The sequence below is a fragment of the Rhodohalobacter sp. SW132 genome (genome assembly GCF_003390325.1).
Taxonomy (GTDB): Bacteria; Bacteroidota; Rhodothermia; order Balneolales; family Balneolaceae; genus SW132.
Map to the genome: position 1 here is coordinate 82669 of NZ_QUOK01000006.1, position 24027 is coordinate 106695.

Here is a 24027-nt window from a genome sequence, read left to right on the forward strand (position 1 = left end):
TCATTATGCCGGATCTGCCTTAAATATTCCTTGTAGGCAAAATCAACTATTATCTGCTATCCATTTCTGTAATAATATTTTGTTTTAAGTATAAGCGATCAATCTGCCGCAGGCAATAACACTAAACCAGAGCAGTATTGATAATATGCCTGCAACCCTTGCTTTAACCGGAGGCATTCTATTGATGTTCCACTTACCCACAGTTCTAACCGTAAATGTGTGAAAAACATATGCATTCAGGCCAGCAAGAAAAATAAGGGCAAGTTTTATTCTGAATGCCGGATTGAATGCAATACTAACTGCATTTACCATGAAAAGTATCAATCCACTCAGCAGTACAGCTAAAAAACTGATACGCGCCCACAGAATAAAATGTTTAATTGATTCTTTGACCGGTAATTTTCGGGCCATTCCCAGTAAACGAAGATCAAAAAGAAATGCAGCACCCACTAATACTGCAAAACCAATAATATGGATGATCTCCACAGCTGGATAAAGCCAAATGGACTGACGAAAGAATAGAGCTGCTTCACTATTCTCAAGCCAATGCAAAAAACCTGAACTACTTTCCAGAAAAAACACTACCGCAATTCAATGGTCACATCACCAATAATGATTCGTTCAGCACGCATCTCATTTTCAATATTTCTGTGCGGATAACCAACAACTCTCACTGTATCACCAACAGCCAGCATTGAATCATCGGTCATTCCCCGGTTTCGCATTCTTGTTACAGGTGCAAGCACTACTTTCCACTCTTTTATTTCAATTTCCTCCTCACCAATTACCTCGATATCGATATAGGTGTGAGGATTTCCAATATCATTACTTTGGATTATACCGTTATAATCCATCTCTTTATCTGCATCATAATTTGCCCAACCATGGTGAAGTACAGTTCCGGCAGCTATAAATGCAGCTGCACAAAGGAAAACACTGGCTCTAATCAAAATGATTTTTCTCATGATATTATTAATTAATTAAAGTGAATATATAATTAAACTGTATACAAAATCTTTTGCAAGTACTACAAGAAGGTTTTACAAATCCCCATCACTAATTAATATATCGGGTAACCACGCCGAAGATAAGATGGAGTATAGTTTAATTTCTAAAATGACAGTTAGTAAAAAACCGGAGTGGTAATAGGATAAGAACCTGCTGGTTTACCATAAAAAAAGAAACTAATCAGTCCTTGGAAATATTTTATCTGCCGGGAACGTGATGTTACCTGAAAGGTTTCGTATTTTATATAGTTTATTAAACATCACCCAGATTACCCTTGCAAAACAATATCATCATCCGCGGAGCCCGCGAACACAATCTCAAAAATATCGACATCAACATTCCCAGAGAGAAGCTGGTCGTTTTTACCGGGCTCTCAGGGTCGGGTAAATCATCGCTCGCTTTTGATACGATTTATGCAGAGGGGCAGCGCCGCTTTCTTGAATCACTTTCAGCCTACGCCCGGCAGTTTATGGGAATGATGGAGCGCCCTGATGTTGATTTCATCGACGGACTCTCGCCGGTAATTTCCATCGACCAGAAAACCACCAACCGGAATCCGCGATCAACGGTTGGAACCGTCACCGAGATCTACGATTTTCTGCGGCTTCTCTACGCCCGGGTGGCAACACCCTATTCCTACAAATCGGGTAACAAGATGGAGAAGCAGACCTCCGATCAGATTGTTGCGGCGATAATGGATATTGAGCAGGGCACCAAAGCGTATTGCCTGGCGCCGGTGGTTCGTGGCCGGAAAGGTCACTACCGCGAACTGTTTGAACAGATGCAGAAACAGGGATTTGTTAAAGCTCGCGTGGATGGTGAATTGATTGATCTGGAAGGCGAAATCAAACTGGATCGATACAAAACGCACAATATTGAAGTGGTGGTCGACCGGTTTGTCATCAGCCCTAAAAGTGAAAAACGAATTTCTGAAAGCGTGCATATGGCGCTTGAAATGGCTGACGGCAACCTGGTTCTGGGCATTCAGACAAAAGAGGGCATCCGCGATAAAGTCTATTCTAAAAATCTTTACGATCCCGAAAGCGGACTCTCCTATGAAGATCCGGCCCCAAATCTTTTTTCATTTAATTCGCCGTACGGAGCCTGCAAAACGTGCAACGGACTGGGATATCGCTACGATGTAAGTCAGCAGCTTGTTATTCCAAACACCGATGAATCGATTGCCGATGGCGGCCTCCGTTTCTTTGGGAAACCTCGCGATATATTTGTTTTTAAACAGATGCAGGCCGTTCTCGAATCGTTCAACCTCGATTTTGAAACGCCGCTGAAAGATTTTCCAGAAGAAGTGATAGATGTACTGTTTGATGGAGCCGGCGATCAGAAGTTTGATGTCAGTTACGATTTTAAAAACAGCAACGTCACCTACAAGCATAAATTTGCGGGTATCCGGTCCGTTATTCGCGAGCAGTACGAGGAAAGCAAATCAAATAAACAGCGTGATAAAGCGAAAGCGTATTTATCAAAAGTGGACTGCAGCACCTGCGGGGGCGGACGTCTCAACAAAGAGGCACTTTCGTATAAAATTGACGGGCATTCCATTCACGATCTCGTTCAGCAGGATATAGAATCGCTCAGGCATACCGTTACAAATCTAAACCTCACCGAACGGCAGCGTAAAATCGGTCACCAGGTTCTTAAGGAAGTGATCGACCGGCTCGATTTCCTGCTGAATGTAGGTCTGTCGTATCTTTCACTCAACCGGGAAGCGCAAACCCTCAGTGGCGGCGAAGCTCAGCGAATCCGGCTTGCAACACAGATCGGGACTCAGCTTGTTGGCGTGCTCTATATTCTTGATGAACCCAGCATCGGACTTCATCAGCGGGATAATATCAAGCTGATCAAATCACTGGAAACACTGCGCGATCTCGGAAACTCGGTGATTGTGGTTGAGCACGATCGCGAAACGATTGAACATGCCGATTACGTGGTAGATCTGGGGCCGGGAGCGGGTACAAATGGCGGTGAAATTGTTACTGAAGGCACACCGGATGAGCTGGATGAATCAGCGCTGACCACCCGTTTTCTCAAAGATCTGGAGACCATTCCCTACAATCCTGAACGACGAGAGGGTACCGGTAAATCGATTCGGCTGAATCAGTCATCGGGGCATAATCTTAAAGATGTTGATCTGGAGATTCCGCTGGGTAAATTCATCTGCGTGACGGGCGTCAGCGGAAGCGGCAAAAGTACACTGATCAACCAGACCCTGGAGCCTATTCTCGCTACCACATTTTATAACTCCAAATCCGTACCGCTCCCCTATCAAAAAATTGAAGGGCTTGATAACGTGGATAAGGTGATCTCGATCGACCAGAGTCCGATTGGCCGCACACCAAGATCCAATCCCGGAACGTATACCAAGGTTTTTGATCACATCCGGTCTCTTTTTGCTGAATTGCCGGAATCAAAAATTCGCGGGTACGACCAGGGACGCTTTTCCTTCAACGTAAAAGGCGGACGCTGTGAAACATGTAAAGGAGATGGCGTTCGGAAAATTGAGATGAATTTCCTGCCCGATGTGTACGTCGATTGCGAAGTTTGCAACGGCCATCGATACAACCGGGAGACGCTTGAAATTCATTACAAAGGAAAAAATATCTCTGATGTTCTGAAAATGCCGGTCAGTGAAGCTTCAGAATTCTTCGACTCTGTACCTGCCATCAAACGAAAACTGAAAACGCTAAACTCTGTGGGCCTGGGATATTTAACCCTCGGGCAGTCGAGTACGACCGTAAGCGGCGGGGAGGCACAGCGAATCAAACTATCGCGCGAACTCTCAAAAATTGGTACGGGCGACACGATGTACATCATGGATGAACCTACCACCGGGCTTCATTTTCAGGATGTTCGCATGCTGGTGGATGTGATTCAAAAACTTGTGGAAAAAGGAAATACCGTGATCGTCATCGAACATAATCTCGATTTGATCAAGGCAGCCGACTGGGTGATTGACATGGGGCCGGAGGGCGGTGACGGAGGCGGAGAAATTATTGCTGAAGGCACACCGGAAACGGTCGCTGAAGTCACAAAAAGCCACACAGGACAATTTTTAAAGCAAGAATTTGCAAGAGAGAAACGTTTGGTAAAAAAATAGTTTATTTGAGTGAAGATATATTTTGTCTGCACTCGCTATTCTGCCTATTTTACCGAACTGCATGTTAGCTCGATTTTCACATATCACGCGCCTTCTGGTCATCGGCATCCTGTTTGCGGGATTCGCCGCACATCTGGCCAATCCATTTTTTGGTGATGCTAAAAAAGCAGCCTTCACACAGTGGCTGGATCATAAAGTTGTAGCAAGTGGTGATTCTGCAGAAGCGGAACTGCGCGACCGGATCAAAAAATTACCTAAAGAAGCTTCCAACTTCTGGATGCTCATTCAGGATGCATCAAAACTGATAGCAGACCATAAGGATGATTTTCGGATCAGCCCTTTTACCTCATCAAATGATGAAAAGAAGAATGTATCAAGCTGGCTCATTGGACAGTGGAGCACATTTAACAGTCAGCATAGCAGTAATGCAGTCCTTCCCGAAATTGTAAAACCGATCCAGAAATGGATCGCTCCGACCGATCTTGCAACATATACAAAACCCTTTCGTGAGTTATTATTAAAACTGCCGCAAACCGCACTGCTGCCCAATGATTTTGATTCCGGCAGTACCTGGCTTCTCCCCCCTTTGATCAGCGGCATCAGTATCAACGCGCCGTAGCGCTCCCTTTTCTTACCAACGTTTTCTATTTCAATTTCCGGGGATTCTCCCGGCTACCATTATTTTATTAAATAATCATATTTGAACTGCTATGAAAAAACAAAACAACGGATTTAAAATCGGATGTATCGTACTCTTTTTGGGTATGACCATCTGGTATCTATTCCCAACTGTTCAGTGGACTCTGGAACAGCGTCACATCGACGACATGCCGGAGGCCGAACGCGTAACCTATCTTGATGAAAACCGGGAGCGGCTTCAGAATCTTCAAGCCCGATCACTCTCTCTTGGACTTGACCTTCAAGGCGGCATGTATGTAACGCTTGAAGTTGGCGTTGCCCAGCTTATTCATGAACTCGCAGGTGATTTTGCGGATGACAGTCTCGAAGATATCATCAATACAGCCAATGAACGGTCTATGGAGCAGCGTACAGACTTTATCACCGAATTCGTAAATGAATTTGAAAGCCGTGATCCAAACGCTATGCTTAGCCGATACTACCGCTCGGATGCGGAAAACATCACTCGCCGATCAACAAACTCCGAGGTGGAAGAGTACCTTCGGGGCCAGCGCAGCAGCGCCGTTGAACGTGCGATGGAAATTATCCGGACACGGGTTGACCGTTTTGGTGTAACTGAGCCGTCCATCCTGCAGCAGGGAAACAGCCGCCTCGTGGTTGAACTGCCCGGTGTAGATGATGAACAGCGAGTTCGGGATTTGTTGCGCGGAACAGCACGGCTTGAATTCCGCCTGACTCCCAATGCGGATGAAATCAGCAACGCCAGGGATCAAATCATTCAATATTTTGAGGAACAAGCTGAGGAAGAGAACGGCAACAACCCGCTTCTCGAAGTTCTTAATCCACAGGCACGAAGCCAGTATGTAGTTGGATTTGCAGCCGGACCTGACACCGCCCGTGTTAACCAGCTTATTTTCCAGGATGAAGTTCTATCCCTTCTGCCCAGAAATTCAACCCTGATGTGGGGCGCTACACCATTTGCGCAGGACCGGGGTCTCGATCTGTTTGAACTGATTTCTGTCCGTTCACAAGTTGAGATGACCGGCGATATCGTTTCTGAAGCGCGTGTTGCATTCGATCCGAATACAAACGCTCCGGAAGTTTCCATGACAATGGACTCCGAAGGAACCCGGCGATGGGCACGGATTACCGGGGCAAACATTGGCCGGCCGGTCGCTATTGTGCTCGACGGTTATGTGTATTCCTACCCGAATGTTCGCTCGAAAATTACGGGTGGACGATCATCCATCTCCGGAATGGGCGGATTGCAGGAAGCGGAAGATCTTGTAAACATTCTGCTTTCCGGTGCACTTCCTGCACCTCTTGAAATTATTGAGGAGAGAACGGTAGGTGCCACACTCGGTGAGGCATCCATTAAAGCCGGTTTCTACTCTGTTATGTTTGGTTTGCTCATTGTTGCCCTGTTTATGATAGCCTACTACCACGTAGGGGGAGGGATTGCCGATTTGGCGCTTACCCTGAACATCATTTTCATATTAGGGATTCTGGCGGCCTTCAACGCCACACTCACCTTACCGGGTATCGCCGGAATTGTTCTTACGATCGGTATGGCGGTGGATGCCAACGTACTGATCTTCGACCGTATCCGCGAGGAGTTGCGAGCCGGTAAAACACTAAGAGCATCCATCGATAACGGCTACTCGAACGCAATGAGTGCAATTATTGATGCGAACGTAACGACCTTCTTTGTAGCTGTGATTCTGTTCAGCTTTGGCGTTGGCCCGATTAAAGGCTTCGCGATTACGCTGATGGCAGGTATTGCTTCATCACTCTTCAGCGCTATTGTAATCACACGTGTCATTGTAGACTACCTGACTCGTGAAAAAACATCCAGTATCAGTTTTGGATAATCAATCGCTGAACAGAAATTTTTTAAATACTTTAAACACAGGTATCAATTATGAAATGGTTTGAAACACCTAATTTTGATTTTATTAAAGCTCAAAAGATGATGTATGTCGTCTCCGGGTTTTTATTTATCGGGTCCATTGTGGCAGTATTGACGATGGGACTGAATTACGGTATCGACTTCAGGGGCGGAAAAGAGTACGTCTTTGATTTCGAGAATGATGTAGATGTTGTAGAGATACGAGCAGAACTCACCGAAACACTGGGTGCGCCACCTGAACTCAAGCTCTTTGGTTCATCAAGTGATATTCTCATCCGAACAGATGCAGAAGGTGACATCGGTGATGTCCAGAATACTATTATGGCTTCACTCACCCAGCTTTATCCGGATAATCCGGTGACGGTCATCAAAACAGATGTAGTGGGGCCGCGCTTTGCGGAAGACCTCAAGGTTGCAGCGATTAATTCCATTTTATTTGCTGTGGCAGTTATTTTCATCTACATTCTGATACGGTTTAAAGGGTGGTATTTTTCCGCCGGTGCCGTTGCCGCATTGATTCATGATGTGGTTATTGTACTCGGAATTTTCACCATCCTGGAACCGCTGGTGAATTTTAATGTCACGATCGACCAGGCACTGATTGCCGCATTCCTTACCATTGTGGGTTACTCCCTTAACGATACGGTGGTTGTTTTTGACCGTATCCGGGAGAACTCTCTGATCTATAAAACGATGGAGTTTAAGGATATGATTAACAAAAGTTTGAATGACACCCTTAGCCGAACGGTTGTCACTTCGGTTACAACCTTGTTTGTGGTCACCGTGCTGTTTATATTCGGCGGAGAAGTGCTTAAAGGTTTCGCCTTCGCCCTTGTAATCGGAGTCATTCTGGGTACTTACAGCTCACTTTTCGTAGCAAGTTCTTTTGTTGTGGAACTGCAGAAACGAGCACTCAAAGCAAAGGCAAAGTCGTAAACTAATTTATAATCACAAACGGAAATAGTCATGGGTTTTAATGTTTCAGAGCGTTATAACTGTGTTGTCATCGCATTTAAAGGAAATGTGATGGGAGGACCAGATGCAGTAAGTTTAAATGAAAAGCTTCACGAGCTGATCGAAAAAGATCAAAAAAACGTGGTCGTTGACCTCAGTAAAGTGAAGTTTATGAACTCGTCGGGTCTTGGAATGCTAATTGGCGGCCTTACAACAATGAGGAAAGCCGGCGGCGATCTGAGGATCTGCAACGCAGGTGATAAGATTGAAAGTCTGCTTATCGTAACAAAGCTAATCACCGTGTTCAAGCATTATCAATCGCTTGATGAGGCGGTTGAATCGTACTCAGAATAACTGCTTTGAACCTTAATTTATCCTATTAATCATAAGGGGGTGTTCAGCACCTCCTTTTTTTTGGCTTATGGCAACTAAAATAATTATTGGCGCCCAATGGGGCGATGAAGGCAAAGGTAAAATTGTAGATCACCTGAGTAAAGATGCAGATTTTGTTGTGCGTTACCAGGGTGGTGCAAATGCAGGGCATACGATAAAGTTTGATGGTAAAGAGATCGTTCTTCACCTGATACCATCGGGAATATTTAACGGTTCGGCAAAATGCATCATAGGAAATGGGGTCGTCATCGATCCTAACGCTCTTGTTGATGAAATAGATGAAGTGGAAGCATTTGGTTCCGATCTCAAAGATCGTTTTTATGTGAGCGGTTCGGCGCATGTCATCTTGCCCTATCATAAAATTCTTGACCAGGTTCGTGAAAAAAGCCGCGGAAAAGATGCGATTGGCACAACCGGTCGGGGTATCGGGCCAGCCTATGTAAGTAAAGTAGCCCGGGTAGGAATTCGCATGGCAGATCTTACAAATGGCGCTGCACTCGAAAAGATGGTCAGATCCAATGTTACCGAAATCAACAAAGCACTGACACATGTGCACAAAGAACCGGAAATTGATGTAGATGAGATCCTGAACGGGTTGAATCCTGTCATTGAGCGGCTCAAACCGTATATCTGCAACACCACAAACATGCTGCACCAGGCGATCGCTTCCGGAAAGAATATTATTCTTGAAGGAGCCCAGGGATCTCTGCTGGATATTGACCACGGAACCTATCCGTATGTCACATCCTCCTCCCCTACAGCCGGAGGAGCTTGTGTTGGCAGCGGAATTCCACCCACTTCCATCACAAATGCCATTGGTATCACCAAAGCGTATTCCACCCGCGTAGGAAACGGTCCCTATCCAACCGAACTGTTTGATGGAACAGGTGAAAAGCTGCGTAAGAACGGTGCTGAATTTGGCGCCACAACCGGCCGGCCCCGCCGCTGCGGATGGCTCGATCTTGTTGCTCTGAAATATGCTGTGAACCTGAACGGGCTGGATCAGCTAGCACTAACAAAATTGGATGTGCTCGATGATTTTGATGAAATCCAGGTGTGCACCCATTACGAAATCAACGGCAAAAAAACAGATGTTTACCCTGTTGAAACCGGTGCGCTTGATCATGTGAAACCCATCTATCGCACATTTGGCGGGTGGAGCAGCTCGTGCCGCGATGCCAAATCGTATGATCAGCTTCCCAACGAAGTGAAAACCTACATCTCTTTTATTGAAGAGTACACAGGTTCGCGTTGTTCAATCATCTCCACAGGTCCCGGCCGCACAGAAACACTGATCCGGTAACGATGACGGATTCCGGCGATTCTTTTTTTGTCGATTACTGTTTTTCAGCCGGATCTCAATCCGAAGCTGAGGATAAAGCATCAGGCATTGCAGTGGAGCAATCAGCTGAACTTCCGGTTGAAACCGTACCCCGGCACTTGCTTGATTACGTAGGTACGGTTGAGGAATTGCAAGAACAAGAAGAGGCGGGAAATCGCTGGAAAGCCAAAATCTTTTTCAAAAAAGAGATTGTCTCCGGGGATACGGTTCAGTTTTTAAACGTTGTTTTTGGCAATGTATCCATCAAACCCGGAGTTCAGGTCACCGGCCTTGATCCCGGTTTTCTTTCCACGCTATTCAGCGGCCCAAATCATGGAATTGATGGAATACGTGAGCGATTATCAGCACCAAAACGTCCGCTGAGCTGTACCGCGTTAAAACCGATTGGCAGCAGTTCTGAAGAACTGGCCCGGATTGCCACAGAATTTGCCGGAGGCGGCATTGATATAATCAAGGATGATCATGGGCTGGCAAATCAATCCCTCGCAGATTTTAAATCCCGTGTTCAATCGTGCGTTCCGGCAATACGAGATGCTGAAAATCTTTCAGGAAAAAAGACACTTTACTTCCCTAACATCACCGGTACATTCAGGGAACTTACGGAACGTGCAGAATTTGCCGCTCAACATGGAGCTGATGGATTCCTGATCTCACCACAATTGACAGGACTTTATTCAGTGAGTGAATTAGCTGCAATGTTTCCTGATATGCCAATCATGGCTCATCCTGCATTTTCCGGACCCTATACAATCCACAAACATTCCGGTTTTGCCCCATCGGTCTACTTCGGGATGCTCTGGCGCGCACTTGGGGCTGATTGTGTGATTTATCCCAATGCAGGGGGACGATTCTCCTATCATGTGGATGAGTGCAACGAGATTAACCGGATGTGCAGAAGTAATGATCTTCAAATGAAACGATCTTTTCCTGTACCTGCCGGCGGAATAGACAGAAACAGCCTGCAGAAATGGATGGATGAGTATGGAGCTGACACACTTTTTTTAATCGGGGGAAGTTTGTATAAGCATCCCAAAGGATTAACAGTAGCTGCCCGTGAGTTCCAAACAAAATTGAGTGAATATGAGTAAAAGCAAGTCCGCTGTACTATCATGCGATAATTTCTCCTGGGATGGGGTTGAAAAAAAGATTTATAAAACCGAAACCGATAATTTTCGTGATATTCACCGGTACACCCTTCTCGGTGATGAACATTCCGAGCTCAACTCCGAAACCCGATATTTTGAGATTCAGCCGGATGGATACTCCTCACTGGAATATCACCGCCATCCGCACTCCGTAGTGATCATCCGCGGAAGCGGGTCCGTTATTCTTAATGATGAACTTCATTCCATTCAGTCATTTGATGTAGTCTATATCGGCCCGGAAACGATACACCAGTTTCACGCCGATAATGGGGAAGAACTTGGTTTTATTTGCGTTGTGGATCGATATAGAGATCGTCCTTCCATTCCGGACGATGACCAGATCCGCAATACAATACGATCAGAAAAAATTTTAAAGAAAATCAGAAAATAGTGTTGAAAAGGTAGTGCAAATCGTTTTATATTTTAAGTCTTGATTGAAACGTAATTCACTTGTTTCAAATCAATTTCTATTGACATTTTGATAACTATATATTCCCAAGCGGGAATAGCTCAGTGGTAGAGTCCCGAAAGCGTTCGGGACCAACGAGAAGGTCAACGCCTTCCCTACCACCTTGACATTTTGATAACTACATATTCCCAAGCGGGAATAGCTCAGTGGTAGAGTCCCGAAAGCGTTCGGGACCAACGAGAAGGTCAACGCCTTTCCTACCACCTTGACATTTTGATAACTACATATTCCCAGGCGGGAATAGCTCAGTGGTAGAGCATCTCGTTGCCAACGAGAAGGTCGCCGGTTCAAATCCGGTTTCCCGCTCATTTACAAAAAAGCTCAAAGACATCCTCTTTGAGCTTTTTTTATTTCAACATCATATTCAAGAGATATGTTTTACACCTACATTCTGTACAGCTCTTCAACAGATCGATACTACACCGGCCACACCAGTACCACTTTAGAGAAACGAGTTCAGCGGCATAACCAGGGCGATAATCCATCCACAAAACCCGGCATTCCCTGGTCACTGAAATTCTATAAATCGTTTGATACCAAAACCGAAGCCATCAAGTTCGAAAATCTTATTAAACGAAAGAAAAGCCGAATTTAAATCGAGACATTTCTTTGATCTATCGTTTTGAAAACGCTCCATTGCCGCGGCTCAGCGAGCCGTGCTACGTAAACCGGATCGCCGATCCGGAAACCACATCCAACCAGAGGCGAAGATCTCTTTCGGTTCACTCGAAACTTGATCGAGGCATCCACATGATTAATCGTTTTTAAAATGCTCAATTGCTGCGGCTCAGCGAGCCGCGCTACATAATCGGCTCGGCGAGCCGTGGTACGTAAACCGGATCGCTGATCCGGAAACCATATCCAGCCAGAGACAAAGATCCCTTTCAGTTCACTCGAAACTTGATCGAGGCATCCACATGATTAATCGTTTTTAAAATGCTCAATTGCCGCGGCTCGGCGAGCCGTGGTACGTAAACCGGATCGCCGATCCGAAAACCATATCCAGCCAGAGGTGAAGGTCTCTTTCGGCACACTCGAAACTTGATCGAGGCATCCACATGATCTATCGTTTTGAAAACACTCCATTGTCGCGGCTCGGCGAGCCGTGGTACGTAAACCGGATCGCCGATCCGGAAACCATATCCAGCCAGAGGTGAAGGTCTCTTTCGGCACACTCGAAACTTGATCGAGGCATCCACATGATCTATCGTTTTGAAAACACTCCATTGTCGCGGCTCGGCGAGCCGCGCTACGGAAATCAGCTCGGCGAGCCGGGGTACGGTGGCATTTTATCTGAAAATGTTTCACCTTATCGGATTGTAAATTTTACGTTCACAACCACCTGATTATGTCACGATTTCACTCTCTGCCGGTCTTCATTCTTTGCTTTTTTATTTTTGCGCATTGCACCACAGAATATGAACCGGAGCTGACCGGCTTTTCGGAAAATCAGATCCAGTCCCAGAGAGAAATCGAACAGAGTCTGCTTACCAAGCATACACCTGAAAGATATCGTCATCATCTTTATAATTTAACTCAAACGCCTGCTTTTGCAGGTCAGGAAGAGAATCGCGAGGTGATTGAGTACATTCACTCCACTATGCAAAATGCAGGTCTGACTGTCGAAAATTATGACTATGATGTGCTTCTGCCACAGCCCGGTACGGTATCCGTAAAAATCGTTACACCCGATCAGGTTGAGCTCCCCAACAAAGAGTATGAATATGAGGAAGATCCATATACATCCCATTCTAATCTTGTTCATGGCTGGGCTGCATATTCGGGCAGCGGTACCATATCAGCGGAGATTGTATACGCGAACTACGGCACAAAAGAGGATTTTGAACGGCTTACGAATCTTGGAGTTTCTGTAGAAGGAAAAATCGTCCTCGCCCGTTTTGGCGGCAATTTCAGAGGGTATAAAGCGAAATATGCTGAAGAAGCGGGAGCTGCCGGACTCATCATGTATACCGATCCGCCATCCGATCGTGATAACGTTTATCCGAACGGAATTCAACCGGATGAGAGCGCCATTCAGCGGGGTTCACTTCTTACTCTCGATTATTACGGTGATCCGCTTACACCGTTCGAGCCGGCACTTCCGCTCGAGCATCCGGATTCCCCGGAACGACTGGAGATCGACGATGTGGACTTTCACTCCATTCCGGTCGCCCCGATTGGTTACGGCGCTGCAGAAGAGATACTGAGCCGAATGCAGGGCGATCCGGCTCCGGATGACTGGCAGGGTAATTTTGATTTCCCTTATCCGGTGACCGGTGGAAGCGACCTGACCGTGGAACTGCATGTTGATCAGCCGTATGAGATGAAACGAATCTCAAATGTCATCGGCACCATCGAAGGGAGTGAGTACCCGGATGAGTGGATTATCCTGGGAGCACATCTCGACGCATGGTCGTTTGGTGCAACAGATCCGAATAGCGGAACCGCCATGCTGCTAACCCTTGCTGAATCTATCATGGAGCTTGTTGAAGAGGGATATCAGCCAAAACGCAGTATACTGATTGGCCACTGGGATGCCGAAGAGTTTATGCTGATCGGTTCATCGGAATGGGTTGAACATCTTGAAGATGAGCTGATGGCAAAATCTGTCCTCTATCTGAACGCAGACATGTCGGTCACGGGACCCAACTTTCGGGCATCATCATCCCCATCCCTCAAAAAACCGATCATTGAGGCCGCAAAATCGGTTACTCATCCCGATACCGGTTTTTCCATGTATGATTACTGGGCTGGAAATTCATCGGATAGCTCACCCGTAATCGGAAATCTTGGCGGCGGTTCCGATCACGTTGGCTTTTACATGTATGCGGGCATTCCATCGGCCGGGGTGTCTATTTCCGGTTCCGTGCCAATATATCACACCAATTTTGACACCTTCTGGTTTTATGAAAACCACCTGGATCCCGACTTTAGCTATGGACCGGCTCTCGCCGATGTCTACGGTTTGATCGCCCTTCGTTTTGCCAGCGCTCAGATTTTGCCGTATGACATTCCAAGCTATTCAACTGACCTGAACACCCACCTTGAATCCATTCGTGATCGGGCCGGGAGCGATATTTTTGATGGCAGCGGTTTGATGGAGATTACAGGACAGATTACACAGGATATCGAAACCTATGAAAACCGGTTAGGCCAATACCTCGACCGCGGGCAAATTGAAAATGCCGAAGCTATTAACCGGGAGTTGATTCAGCTTGAGCGTGCTTTCCTGAACGATGAGGGACTTCCATTCAGTCCGTGGCTTCGATCACTTTATGCATCATCTGACCCATATAGCGGTTACGCCTCGTGGATGTTCCCTGCCTACCGGTACGCGATTGAAGAAGGCTTGCTGGATGATGAAGAGTTTATGGAAGAGCTGCACAATGCTCATTTGCAGGCGCTGACACGCTTTTCTGATACGTTACAGCGGGTTATTCAGAATATGGAATGAATGTGTTGTGTCAGTGGTGAGAGATCCACCCGAAGTCATCGGATGAGTGGGTAGGGCTACATTTTACTCTGTGAGCTTATGAAATGGATAATGTACAGGTCGGACAATTCACCGGATGAAGCGAATTCATCCGGTGAAGATTTTCATCAAACATACCTGTCGATACATCATTGACACGACAGTAGACTCGAGTCATTGCTAATTTACCCCTGCTCACTATTCTATTTCTACAAAATCCAGTTCGAACTTTACAATTTCTTCTGCCCCGGCCTCATTCTCTATTCTCATATAAACGTGCCCGTTCCGAACCGTTTCAATTCTTTGCTCACGGGGCAGTAAATGTCTTGCCAGTAGTTCTCCCGAATTGTCCAGGAGCCACCATTCGTACAGATCTTCATCATCAATAATTGTTGAAATCCAAAGTCTGTCATCGTCATCACTCATAAATCTTTGTACGACAGGCCAGTTCTCAGGCAGATCAGAGGACCGTGCTGCTCGTCTGTAGTTTTCGTTATTATAATATTGCAGAGCAGTTTCCCTGGAAAGATGTTTTCGTGAAAACGGATAATAGACCGCTCTCTGATAAGTGCCATTATGGTCGTAATATCGAAAAAGAAACTGATCGGACCTGTTTACCACAATTCCATCCTGGGTCGTATCCAATTTAAATTTGGCTCCAAAGGGAGTACCAAAAACCGAAACGCTATTTGCCGTTCTATCCACAAGTACAAAATCTGCTTTTTCTCTTAAAACCTGTTCCGGCTTAACATTTCCTTCCTGAGTGATTTTGTAAAACAGGTCGTAGCGTTCTTCATCCCCTGAATCGGAACCGGCTCTTCCGAATGGCTGACTGAACCGAACTAACAAATCGGAATGGGTTGACAGCCAGAATACTGATGGAGAATATCCGGCGAGTTCATCTTGCGGTTCTCCCTCAACCTGTAATGGAATTGTATTTACATATTGCAGTGTTTCAGTCGAAAAAAAGTTTACCCTGTGCAGACCAAAATCCTTCGCATAGATATAGTTATCATCCAGCACTAAATTGTGAATGTACTCAAATTCGCCAGGACCTCTTCCCTCACGACCCAAAAGTTCTATTAAATGGCCATCCGCATCAAATACAATGATTTGTTTATTACTGTCATCGGCAATGAAAACGCGACCGGATTGATCTACTTGAACGCCTGAGATTCTCCCAATAATCATATCACCCATATCGCCAAAACGTTGTTTTCTTGTTAGTTCAATTGAAAACTGCGGTTCCGGATCTGATGGAAAAACAGTCAGATTTTCGAGGTTGGCAACGGATTCAGGCAGTTCCGAATTCTCAGAACCGGCACATGAGGATAACAAAAACAGGGATGCAGCGCTCAGGATAGAAAATAGATAGATATTACGTGTCATCGGCAAGGCCTCACTGAATAGAATTCTCATTAAATAACGAAGTGAGAGATAATAGAGTTATTTAGATTTGCATTCAATAACCCATTTATGGATTTACCCCTGAGAAAGGAAGATGATTGATAAAAAAGCACCCATCGAAAACTTACTGCATATGAAGCTCTACCTGAATTTTCTCTCAGGATTGTAAAACAGAATGCCAGCCATCGCCAGAAATATTCCATTTCGGATTACCATCGACCAGCCAAATGTGCTTCCGAGCAGCATGGCGAGAATATTAGAGTCGTCCGGTTCGCCAAAACAGCCGCAGTCTCCTTCCATCCCGGATCCGAGGCCGTAGACGGCAAAGGCAAAAAATCCAAGGTAGATCATAGCGCCAACCGGGATGACGGTTTTCCTGAAGATTCCGGTAATCATCAGCGCACCGACCAGTACCTCAACGTAGGGCAGCAGATCGATCACAAACGATTTTAAACCAGTGGGAAGCCACGAAATGTAGGCGATCGTTTCGAAAAGTGCGGAATTATCCTGCAGTTTGAATACGCCCGCAATCAGCAGAAGCGCGCCCAGGATGACGCGGAAACTGATTTGTACGATTGAGATGATTTTTTTCTTATACATACGCGATAATATACGGCATGATCGTTAATTTATTTTGAAGTCAACATAAAAAGAACCCATTTCCATTTCAGCCGAACCTTTTATTTAGTGCTTAATTCCATATCTTTAGGTCTACTCAAAATTATCAGATCTGCTAATTATACATATGACAGATAAACCCCGCGATTATTGTGGAATTTTCGGGATTTTTGATCATTCCGACGCGGCACTTCTCACCTATTACGGACTGCACGCGCTACAGCACAGAGGTCAGGAATCAGCAGGAATTGTCACGTCTTACTTCGATGAAAAAAAACAGCGGGCCGTTATGCCGATGCATAAAGATTTTGGCCTGGTGCTCTCCGTTTTTGATGATGATAAAATTTTCAAACGTGAGCTGAAGGGCCGCAACGCCATCGGGCACAACCGATATTCGACTTCCGGATCGTCGAAAAATCCCGCTAATATTCAGCCGTTCAGAGTTCATCACAAAAACGGCAACCTGGCGATCGGCCACAATGGAAACCTGACCAACGCCCGGATTCTCCGTGAACGATTTCGCGAAGAAGGCGTGCTATTTCAAAGCACATCAGACACCGAATTGATTCTACACCTGATCTCGCACAGCAAAGAAGAAACACAGCTGGATCAGATTCTCGATGCACTTCGCCAAATTGAAGGTGCATACTGTCTTGTGATTTTAACCGATGATAAGCTCATTGCCGTTCGCGATCCCAATGGATTTCGGCCGCTCGCTCTCGGTACGATCGACGGATCCTACACGATTGCCAGTGAAACCTGTGCGTTTGATATCATCGGGGCAGAATTTGTGCGTGATGTTGAACCTGGTGAAATCATTGTAATTGACCGTGATTCTACTGAAAAGCAAGAGCCTGTCTCCTATTATTTGGATGCAAAAGAAGGAACCACAAGCAGCCAGTGTATTTTTGAGTATGTTTATTTTTCCCGGCCCGACAGCAGAATTTTCGGCGAGATGGTGGACAAAATCCGACGGAATCTCGGTAAACAGCTCGCCAAAGAACATCCGCTGCGTGACGTAATAAAACATCACAATCCTGATAAAAAACCGATCGTGATATCCGTTCCCGACTCAAGCAACACGGCTGCAATCGGTTATGCGCATGAAAATCAAAAGGTTGGGTTCGACTGCAAGTATGATATCGGGCTGATTCGAAACCATTATGTGGGCAGAACATTTATCTCGCCGGGACAAAAATCACGCGAGCTGAAAGTCCGCACAAAATTCAACACAGTGAAAGGCGTGATTGAAGGGCGATCGGTGATTATTGTGGATGATTCGATCGTTCGCGGAACCACTTCCCGCTATCTTGTGGAGATGATCCGCAGCGCTAATCCGCTTGAGATTCATTTCCTGGTCAGCTCACCGCCAATCACACACCCCTGTTTTTACGGGATGGATTTTCCAAGTCCTGAAGAACTAATTGCAAATAAATTTAACCGGGATGTGGAAGCCATCGCCCGTGAAATTGGCGTGGACAGTGTACGGTATTTGTCGGCTGACGGACTGGTAGATGCCGTGAAAGAATCGAATGAATCGAAACACTCGTACTGCACAGCCTGCTTCACCGGAAAATACCCGGTCCCGGTAGATTTTGGAGTAGAAAAAGAAGAGAATGAGGTTGTTTAATCTCGCAGATATTGCTCTATCTGAAAATTTTTAATCGATATATACTCCAAACATCATGGGATTTCAACAGGCAGAATTTGTAACCGGTGCTCCAACACTGGATGATTGTCCCCCGCCAACGATCCCGGAATTTTGTTTTGCCGGGCGTTCGAATGTCGGCAAATCATCGCTTATCAATAAAGTGACCAACAAGCGAAGGCTGGCGCGAACCAGTAACACACCCGGAAAAACCCAGCAGATGAACTACTACAAGGTGGATAACTCATTATACCTTGTGGATTTGCCCGGTTTCGGGTTTGCGAAAGTTCCCAAAAAAGAGCGGGAGCGATGGGGAAAAGATATTCAAAACTATCTGAAAAACAGGGAGACGCTTCAGCTTATCATCCATTTGGTAGATGCAAGACACAATCCAACGGCACTGGATGAAGATTTCTTTTTCTGGATGGCGTCTAACGAAATGCCGTTTTCTGTTGTACTCACCAAGGCAGATAAACTTTCAGGAAACAAGCTGGCACAGTCGGTCAGCCGCGTGAAAAAAGTGCTGTCCGAGATGAATATTGAAGTGCCGGTTCTCCCCTGCTCCGCCGAATCCGGGAAAGGAGTTGGCGAGCTCAGATCACTGATCAATGACTTCATCAACCCGAGTGATGAGCTTTTGCCTTCTTGATTTTAACAGATAAACCCGGATTTTAAAACTCTTAACCCGGCTATTTCATACTATTTGAATCTATATCTTTTACGGCTGATTTATTGAAGACAAGCTTGAATTCCACACCGCGATCCAGTGATGTATAAGAATATTCGCCATTAAGCTGTTTTGTAAGCGTTTGAATCAGCACCATTCCAAGAGTGTTTCCGTTTCCTTCATCGTTAAAATCTTTCGGCAGGCCCTTTCCATCATCCCTGATTTTCAGCGTCACGGTTTCATCTTCCTCGATCAGGAAAACTTCCACTAATCCTGAATCCCCGTCATTGTATGCATATTTAAGAATATTTGTAATGACTTCGTTTACAATGAGTGAGCAGGGAAGTGCATCATCGATATTCAATTCAACCGGTTTCATGTTATACGATATATCCAGATCAACAGAAACGTCGAATGTCCCCACTAAACTGGTGATAATCTGTTCAATATTTTCATCAATTTTCAGTTCTACAAAGTTTGAAGACTTATAAAGCAGTTCATGGATAGTTGCCATTGTTTTGATTCGCCCGGTACTGGCATATAGTTTTTTCTGAACCTGCTCATCCGTTTCATTTAAAGCCTGCAGGATCAGCATTCCGGACACAACGGCAAGGTTATTTTTTACCCGGTGATGAATCTCTGCCAGTAAGATCTTATTCTGTTCCAGTAATTTTTTATTGCTTTTTGATTGCTCTTCAATTTCAGTCAATTCACTTATGTCCACAATGGCTCCAATGATATCTTCCGGCGTACCGTCTTCATTGCGATCCACATACACGCGGTTCATAACATATTTATAAGATCCATCAAACGTTCTGATCCGGTATACAAGCTTCATTTTCCGGCTTTCCCCCTCCACTGTGAGTTCCACATCATGAATCACCCGTTTTAGATCATCGGGATGGATTTTATCAAGCCACCAATCATAGTTCACAAATTTTTCCGTATTTGGATACCCGAGTACATTTGTTAACTCATCTCCCCAGGAAAGTTCACCTGACTCCCAATTCAGATTGTAAATGAGGTCTGTAGCAACTGAAACAACTTTTTTAAGTTTATCTCTAAGATCATAAACCCCCTGCTCCGCTTCTTTTTTATCGCTGATATCCGTAGCTGTTACATACCAGTGGTTCTCATCAGCAGAGAAATTACACTGGAACCATCTCTTCTGGTTTTCGCGATCTTTAAGGCGGATCGAGGTAGTGTAACGCCCTCTGTGTTGTTTTTCAATTGAAAACAATTCTTCAATTTTATCCCCCTCAAGTTCATCCGTCTCCACAATTTCAGAAAATGGTATTCCCTGCAGCATATCCGGTGAATATCCCAATACTTTTCTCACTCCAATACTAACATGGGCAATTTCCCCTGTTTCAGGCTCCAGAAGAAAAGTTATATCTGCTGAGTTTTTAAGTAATGCTGAAGAAATCTTGAGTTTTCTGCTATTCTCATTCGACAATTCCGTTTGATTATAGAGCATAAGATTGGCATTTACTCCGTCAGCAATCACCCCAAGCTGCTGCTTCTGAATCTCTGAAAGCTCACGGGGGTTGGAGTCACATATACAAAATGCGCCAATGTTGTTGCCGGCCTCATTTCTGAAAAGTGTCCCGGTATAGAATTTAACCTTCTCCAATTCCTCATCAGACAACAGGGAGGCAAACTTATGATGTTCCCGAACATTTTCAATGACCGACAGACCATTTTCCGGATCCAAAACGCCCGAAATCTTTTGGGCAGCAGAAACTACGTGTTCTTCACCATCTCCATCGGATGCCAGTATCCTGATAACTGAATCCTCATGGATGAAAATCAGTGAGGTAGTCGCTTCACAAATATCTGAACCGGTTTTCAGGATCGACATCATCCGGTCCCTGAGCTCATTCAACCCTGTTTCTGAAGATGGTTGGGCAGCTTTTATTTCCTTCTCTATGATCATTAGTGTGTTTTTTTGATACTTTTGTAATTTGATACTGCTTCGATATGAACAGCAGTACCGGGAATTATTAGAGGTGTGAATTACTATCCTGGTACACTTGAATCTGCTATATACTATTCTGAATTTTTATGGTACTGCTGGAATTTGGTCTAACCATCGTTCGGGGAATTATGTCACATACATTAAAAAAATAAACAATCACTCATCGAACCGGATTACAGATATCACGTTTTATTATAACGTAAATCAAATCTTCCCCGGCCACCATCTCCTGAACAGTATTGATATCGTTTTCTGAAAAATACCGGCTTGCAGATATTTGCATTTGAACCTTATCTCATGCTCATCCGCAACTCAGGTACAACATTCTTTCTGCTGAGATCTGTCGTTAGCTCTTGATCGTTGATTGATGATGCTTTGATATTTAAAGATTTCTGAACCTGGTTCATGAAATCAGGATTCCGCCTGATGATCCGGTCTTACTTTAAATTTGATCCCACTCCCTTTCTGTCTGATTTGTTGAAGACAAGTTTAAACTCTGCACCCCGATCCAGTGATGAATATGAGTATGTGCCCTTAAGCTGCTTTGTGAGTGTTTGAATCAGTTCCATCCCAAGAGATTTTCCATTGCCTGTTTTATCGAAATCATCCGGCAGGCCTTTTCCGTCATCCCGGATCTTCAGCGTCACTGTTTTACCTTCCTGGATAAGAGAAACATTTAATAACCCTGAATCCCCGCTATTGTAAGCGTGCTTCAGGACATTTGTCACCACCTCATTTACAATAAGCGAGCAGGGTATTGCATCATTGATATTCAATTCAACCGGTTCCATATCGTATGAAACATCCAGATTAATGGATTGATTGTAAGTATTGCAAATATTAGTGATAAGCTGTTCAACATTTTTATCAAGGCGGAGGTTTTTAAAGCTCGATGACTTGTAAAGCAATTCATGGATGGTTGCCATGGTCTGAATACGCCCGGTGCTGGAGTATAATTTTTGCTGAATATTTTCATCCGTTTCATTAAATGCCTGCAGGTGCAGAATCCCGGATACAACGGCAAGATTATTTTTAACCCGGTGATGAATCTCAGCCAGCAAAATATTTTTTTCCTCCAGAGAGCGCTGGACCAGTTCCTGACTTTCTTTCTCTTCGGTAATATCAACCGATACCCCGCCAACAATATTATCCAGCCCTGCAACACCTTTTATCGGAAAGATATTGGTTTTATAACATCTCACGTTTCCATTTAGTTTGAGCTTCTCCTCAAATACAACGGGTTCACCCGATTCCAGTGCTTTCTGATCATTAGCTTTAAACTGGCTTGCAATGTCATCATCAAAAAGGTCATATACGCTCTTCGTCACCACCTTTTTCCCGGTCAATCCGAGCAAGGATTTGAACTTATCATTGGCAAACAGAAACATTCCGTTTTCATCTCTAACCCAGGTGGCTGACCAGGCATTATCGGCAAGCTCCTCCAGCAGTTGCTTGTTGCGGTATGATTCCTCTTTAATTTTTACCAATTCGCTAATGTCAACAATGGCTCCAATAATGGTTTCCGGCGTGCCGTCTTCATTTCGATCCACATAGACGCGATTCATCACATATTTATAAGATTCATCGAACGCTCTGATTCGGTACACCAGTTTCACCTTCTGGCTTTGCCCCTCCACCGTATGAGCCACATCCTGAATCACCCGTTCAAGGTCGTCGGGATGGATCTTATCGAGCCACCAATCGTAATCCACAAATTTCTCCGTATGCGGGTATCCAAGCACATCGGTTAACTCATCCCCCCAGGAAAGGTCTCCCGACTTCCAATCCAGTTCGTAAATCAGATCCGTCGCTACAGATACAATTTTCTGAAGTTTTTCTTTAAGCTCATCAACTCCATGCTCCGCTTCTTTTTTGTCGCTGATGTCCCTGGCGGTCACATACCAGTGGTTTTTGTCAGCCGAAAAATCACATTTATAGGTTTTTTTCCGGTTTTGATAGTCTATAAAATGAACCGTTGTTGAGTAACGCCCCTTGTTGTGATTTTCAGTCAAAAACCATTGATCTATTGTTTCGCCGTCAAGCTCATCCTCCATCACGATATCTGTAAATGGTTTCCCTCGCAACAGATCCGGTGAGTACCCCAATTCCTTCTCCACCCTGTTACTTACGTCAATAATTTTTCCCAATTCAGGCTCCAGGAGGAATGTCAGATCTGCTGAGTTTTTAATTAATGCAGCACTAATCTTCAGTTTTCTGCTGCTCTCATTCAGCATTTCTTTTTGTTTGCCGAACATAAGTTGAGTTTTTACTCCTTCTGCCATCACTCGGAGCTGCTGCTTTTGAACCTCTGTGAGTTCGTGTGGTTTGGAATCACATACACAAAACGCTCCGATTATACCGGTCTTATTTCTGAAGAGTGCCCCGGCGTAGAACTGAATCTTATCTATTTCCAAATCAGATAGTAAGGAAGCTGCCTGTTGATGTTCCCGAATGTTTTGAATGATTGACAGACCATTTTCCGGATCCATAATGCCGGAAATCTTCCTGGCAGCGGAGATCATTGGTTTGTTAAAGTCTCCGTAAGATTCCAGTATTTTAATATCTGAACCATCATGTATATAAACCAGGGATGTGGTCCCATCAGAAATATCTGATGCCATTTTCAGGATCGGCTCTAAATGATCTCTCAGTTCAGTTAAATCTGTTTCAGAAAATGGAGAATCTGTATTAATTTCATTCTCTATCATCATACGTATAATCTTGATTTATTTCTTTGTACTGGGTGCTTCATCGGTAAACTAAAATTTACCTGGAAACTTCATGGATGGGGGATATTATCTTTTTTCGCTATTATATAATATAACTAATTATTAATGTTATTCCATTCCTTAAGGTCCATTATATATTTCACTTATTAGACCATCTCATCGCACATAATATTTTTACACATTATTTCCTCTCATTTTATACAGTAAAAAAATCAATTGTGATTTTTTTTAGTTTTTCTTACTGTGATTTTTTACTGAGAGACATGGTATTTCTGAGGAATCAATAGTCTGCATGCCTGACACTTAGAAGAGAAAACGTAGCCAAAATATACATGCCATATCTTGAGAAATACCATGTCTGGTGTTGATTAATTTGCTTTAAGAATGCTACTGCGAAAGAATAAAGTCACAGAGAGACATGGTATTTCTGAGTGATCAATAGTCTGCATGCCTAACAGTTAGAAGAGAACACGTAGTCAAAATATGCATGCCATATCATGAGAAATACCATGTCTGGTGCTCGTGATTCGTGCC

The 24027-nt window shown here is 44.6% G+C and carries 21 protein-coding genes and 1 tRNA gene; 15 read left to right on the plus strand and 7 right to left on the minus strand.

Translation table 11 applies throughout. The annotated features are described in order from the left end of the window. Positions 1–84 precede the first annotated feature (84 nt). Positions 85–582, minus strand: coding sequence for a DUF6644 family protein (locus DYD21_RS12525; RefSeq protein ID WP_199535535.1), 498 nt, complete (start codon positions 580–582; stop codon positions 85–87). Further along, positions 582–965: a DUF6152 family protein gene (locus DYD21_RS12530; protein WP_199535536.1), complete on the minus strand. Its 384-nt coding sequence runs from the start codon at positions 963–965 to the stop codon at positions 582–584. The genes DYD21_RS12525 and DYD21_RS12530 overlap by 1 nt, the downstream gene beginning before the upstream one ends. 317 nt (positions 966–1282) lie before the next feature. Here DYD21_RS12530 and uvrA point away from each other — a divergent pair, with 317 nt between their 5' ends. From uvrA to DYD21_RS21085, 11 genes are all read left to right on the plus strand, one after another. Beyond that, entirely contained in the window at positions 1283–4123 is a 2841-nt protein-coding gene (gene uvrA / locus DYD21_RS12535; protein WP_116037306.1) for an excinuclease ABC subunit UvrA, read from the plus strand. Between the two features lie 61 nt (positions 4124–4184). Continuing rightward, the gene (locus DYD21_RS12540; protein ID WP_116037308.1) at positions 4185–4742 is read left to right on the plus strand and encodes a hypothetical protein; all 558 of its coding nucleotides are present in this window, start codon (positions 4185–4187) and stop codon (positions 4740–4742) included. Positions 4743–4833: 91 nt separating this feature from the next. Beyond that, entirely contained in the window at positions 4834–6633 is a 1800-nt protein-coding gene (gene secD / locus DYD21_RS12545) for a protein translocase subunit SecD (RefSeq protein ID WP_116037311.1), read from the plus strand. A gap of 50 nt (positions 6634–6683) precedes the next feature. Continuing rightward, a complete protein-coding gene (gene secF, locus DYD21_RS12550) occupies positions 6684–7607 on the plus strand; it encodes a protein translocase subunit SecF (protein WP_116037314.1) in 924 nt (307 codons plus the stop codon). A gap of 30 nt (positions 7608–7637) precedes the next feature. Next, complete coding sequence (locus DYD21_RS12555; protein ID WP_116037317.1) at positions 7638–7979, plus strand: STAS domain-containing protein; 342 nt, start codon at positions 7638–7640, stop codon at positions 7977–7979. 67 nt (positions 7980–8046) lie between these two features. Next, positions 8047–9321, plus strand: coding sequence for an adenylosuccinate synthase (locus DYD21_RS12560; protein ID WP_116037320.1), 1275 nt, complete (start codon positions 8047–8049; stop codon positions 9319–9321). Positions 9322–9323: 2 nt separating this feature from the next. Continuing rightward, positions 9324–10448, plus strand: a complete 1125-nt coding sequence (locus DYD21_RS12565; protein ID WP_116037322.1) for a RuBisCO large subunit C-terminal-like domain-containing protein — start codon at positions 9324–9326, stop codon at positions 10446–10448. After that, positions 10441–10896 (plus strand): cupin domain-containing protein, encoded by a 456-nt coding sequence (locus tag DYD21_RS12570; RefSeq protein WP_116037325.1) that lies wholly within the window; start codon positions 10441–10443, stop codon positions 10894–10896. The genes DYD21_RS12565 and DYD21_RS12570 overlap by 8 nt, the downstream gene beginning before the upstream one ends. A gap of 312 nt (positions 10897–11208) precedes the next feature. After that, positions 11209–11280 (plus strand) — tRNA-Gly (locus DYD21_RS12575). Between the two features lie 67 nt (positions 11281–11347). After that, positions 11348–11569 (plus strand): GIY-YIG nuclease family protein, encoded by a 222-nt coding sequence (locus DYD21_RS12580; protein WP_116037328.1) that lies wholly within the window; start codon positions 11348–11350, stop codon positions 11567–11569. A 14-nt stretch (positions 11570–11583) separates the two neighbouring features. Next, positions 11584–11742 carry a hypothetical protein gene (locus tag DYD21_RS21085; RefSeq protein ID WP_158551635.1) on the plus strand — a complete coding sequence of 53 codons (159 nt, stop codon included), beginning with the start codon at positions 11584–11586 and terminating at the stop codon, positions 11740–11742. A 295-nt stretch (positions 11743–12037) separates the two neighbouring features. Here the strand turns inward: DYD21_RS21085 and DYD21_RS21390 are convergent, their stop codons facing one another. Next, positions 12038–12169 carry a hypothetical protein gene (locus tag DYD21_RS21390; protein ID WP_255415930.1) on the minus strand — a complete coding sequence of 44 codons (132 nt, stop codon included), beginning with the start codon at positions 12167–12169 and terminating at the stop codon, positions 12038–12040. Positions 12170–12173: 4 nt separating this feature from the next. On the opposite strand from DYD21_RS21390, the gene DYD21_RS21090 reads away from it, so the two are divergent. After that, on the plus strand, positions 12174–12320 hold the full coding sequence (locus DYD21_RS21090) for a hypothetical protein (protein WP_158551638.1): 147 nt from the start codon (positions 12174–12176) through the stop codon (positions 12318–12320). 2 nt (positions 12321–12322) lie between these two features. After that, positions 12323–14428, plus strand: coding sequence for a M28 family peptidase (locus DYD21_RS12585; RefSeq protein ID WP_116037331.1), 2106 nt, complete (start codon positions 12323–12325; stop codon positions 14426–14428). 216 nt (positions 14429–14644) lie between these two features. Here the strand turns inward: DYD21_RS12585 and DYD21_RS12590 are convergent, their stop codons facing one another. Then, positions 14645–15835 (minus strand): 6-bladed beta-propeller, encoded by a 1191-nt coding sequence (locus DYD21_RS12590; protein ID WP_158551641.1) that lies wholly within the window; start codon positions 15833–15835, stop codon positions 14645–14647. Between the two features lie 159 nt (positions 15836–15994). Further along, positions 15995–16453 carry a MauE/DoxX family redox-associated membrane protein gene (locus tag DYD21_RS12595; protein WP_116037336.1) on the minus strand — a complete coding sequence of 153 codons (459 nt, stop codon included), beginning with the start codon at positions 16451–16453 and terminating at the stop codon, positions 15995–15997. A gap of 145 nt (positions 16454–16598) precedes the next feature. On the opposite strand from DYD21_RS12595, the gene purF reads away from it, so the two are divergent. Next, positions 16599–18101, plus strand: a complete 1503-nt coding sequence (purF, locus tag DYD21_RS12600; protein WP_116037338.1) for an amidophosphoribosyltransferase — start codon at positions 16599–16601, stop codon at positions 18099–18101. 55 nt (positions 18102–18156) lie between these two features. Next, positions 18157–18768, plus strand: a complete 612-nt coding sequence (yihA, locus tag DYD21_RS12605; RefSeq protein WP_116037341.1) for a ribosome biogenesis GTP-binding protein YihA/YsxC — start codon at positions 18157–18159, stop codon at positions 18766–18768. A 40-nt stretch (positions 18769–18808) separates the two neighbouring features. Here the strand turns inward: yihA and DYD21_RS12610 are convergent, their stop codons facing one another. Continuing rightward, the gene (locus tag DYD21_RS12610) at positions 18809–20722 is read right to left on the minus strand and encodes a histidine kinase dimerization/phosphoacceptor domain -containing protein (protein ID WP_116037344.1); all 1914 of its coding nucleotides are present in this window, start codon (positions 20720–20722) and stop codon (positions 18809–18811) included. A gap of 479 nt (positions 20723–21201) precedes the next feature. Next, positions 21202–23475 carry a PAS domain S-box protein gene (locus DYD21_RS12615; protein WP_116037346.1) on the minus strand — a complete coding sequence of 758 codons (2274 nt, stop codon included), beginning with the start codon at positions 23473–23475 and terminating at the stop codon, positions 21202–21204. Positions 23476–24027 lie beyond the last annotated feature (552 nt).

Coding starts and splice junctions, on each gene's coding strand:
- DYD21_RS12530 (WP_199535536.1), bottom strand. CDS start 965: ATGAGAAAAATCATTTTGATTAGAGCCAGTGTTTTCCTTTGTGCAGCT.
- DYD21_RS12540 (WP_116037308.1), top strand. CDS start 4,185: ATGTTAGCTCGATTTTCACATATCACGCGCCTTCTGGTCATCGGCATC.
- secD (WP_116037311.1), top strand. CDS start 4,834: ATGAAAAAACAAAACAACGGATTTAAAATCGGATGTATCGTACTCTTT.
- secF (WP_116037314.1), top strand. CDS start 6,684: ATGAAATGGTTTGAAACACCTAATTTTGATTTTATTAAAGCTCAAAAG.
- DYD21_RS12555 (WP_116037317.1), top strand. CDS start 7,638: ATGGGTTTTAATGTTTCAGAGCGTTATAACTGTGTTGTCATCGCATTT.
- DYD21_RS12560 (WP_116037320.1), top strand. CDS start 8,047: ATGGCAACTAAAATAATTATTGGCGCCCAATGGGGCGATGAAGGCAAA.
- DYD21_RS12565 (WP_116037322.1), top strand. CDS start 9,324: ATGACGGATTCCGGCGATTCTTTTTTTGTCGATTACTGTTTTTCAGCC.
- DYD21_RS12570 (WP_116037325.1), top strand. CDS start 10,441: ATGAGTAAAAGCAAGTCCGCTGTACTATCATGCGATAATTTCTCCTGG.
- DYD21_RS12580 (WP_116037328.1), top strand. CDS start 11,348: ATGTTTTACACCTACATTCTGTACAGCTCTTCAACAGATCGATACTAC.
- DYD21_RS21390 (WP_255415930.1), bottom strand. CDS start 12,169: ATGCCTCGATCAAGTTTCGAGTGTGCCGAAAGAGACCTTCACCTCTGG.
- DYD21_RS21090 (WP_158551638.1), top strand. CDS start 12,174: ATGATCTATCGTTTTGAAAACACTCCATTGTCGCGGCTCGGCGAGCCG.
- DYD21_RS12585 (WP_116037331.1), top strand. CDS start 12,323: ATGTCACGATTTCACTCTCTGCCGGTCTTCATTCTTTGCTTTTTTATT.
- DYD21_RS12590 (WP_158551641.1), bottom strand. CDS start 15,835: ATGACACGTAATATCTATCTATTTTCTATCCTGAGCGCTGCATCCCTG.
- DYD21_RS12595 (WP_116037336.1), bottom strand. CDS start 16,453: ATGTATAAGAAAAAAATCATCTCAATCGTACAAATCAGTTTCCGCGTC.
- purF (WP_116037338.1), top strand. CDS start 16,599: ATGACAGATAAACCCCGCGATTATTGTGGAATTTTCGGGATTTTTGAT.
- yihA (WP_116037341.1), top strand. CDS start 18,157: ATGGGATTTCAACAGGCAGAATTTGTAACCGGTGCTCCAACACTGGAT.
- DYD21_RS12610 (WP_116037344.1), bottom strand. CDS start 20,722: ATGATCATAGAGAAGGAAATAAAAGCTGCCCAACCATCTTCAGAAACA.
- DYD21_RS12615 (WP_116037346.1), bottom strand. CDS start 23,475: ATGATGATAGAGAATGAAATTAATACAGATTCTCCATTTTCTGAAACA.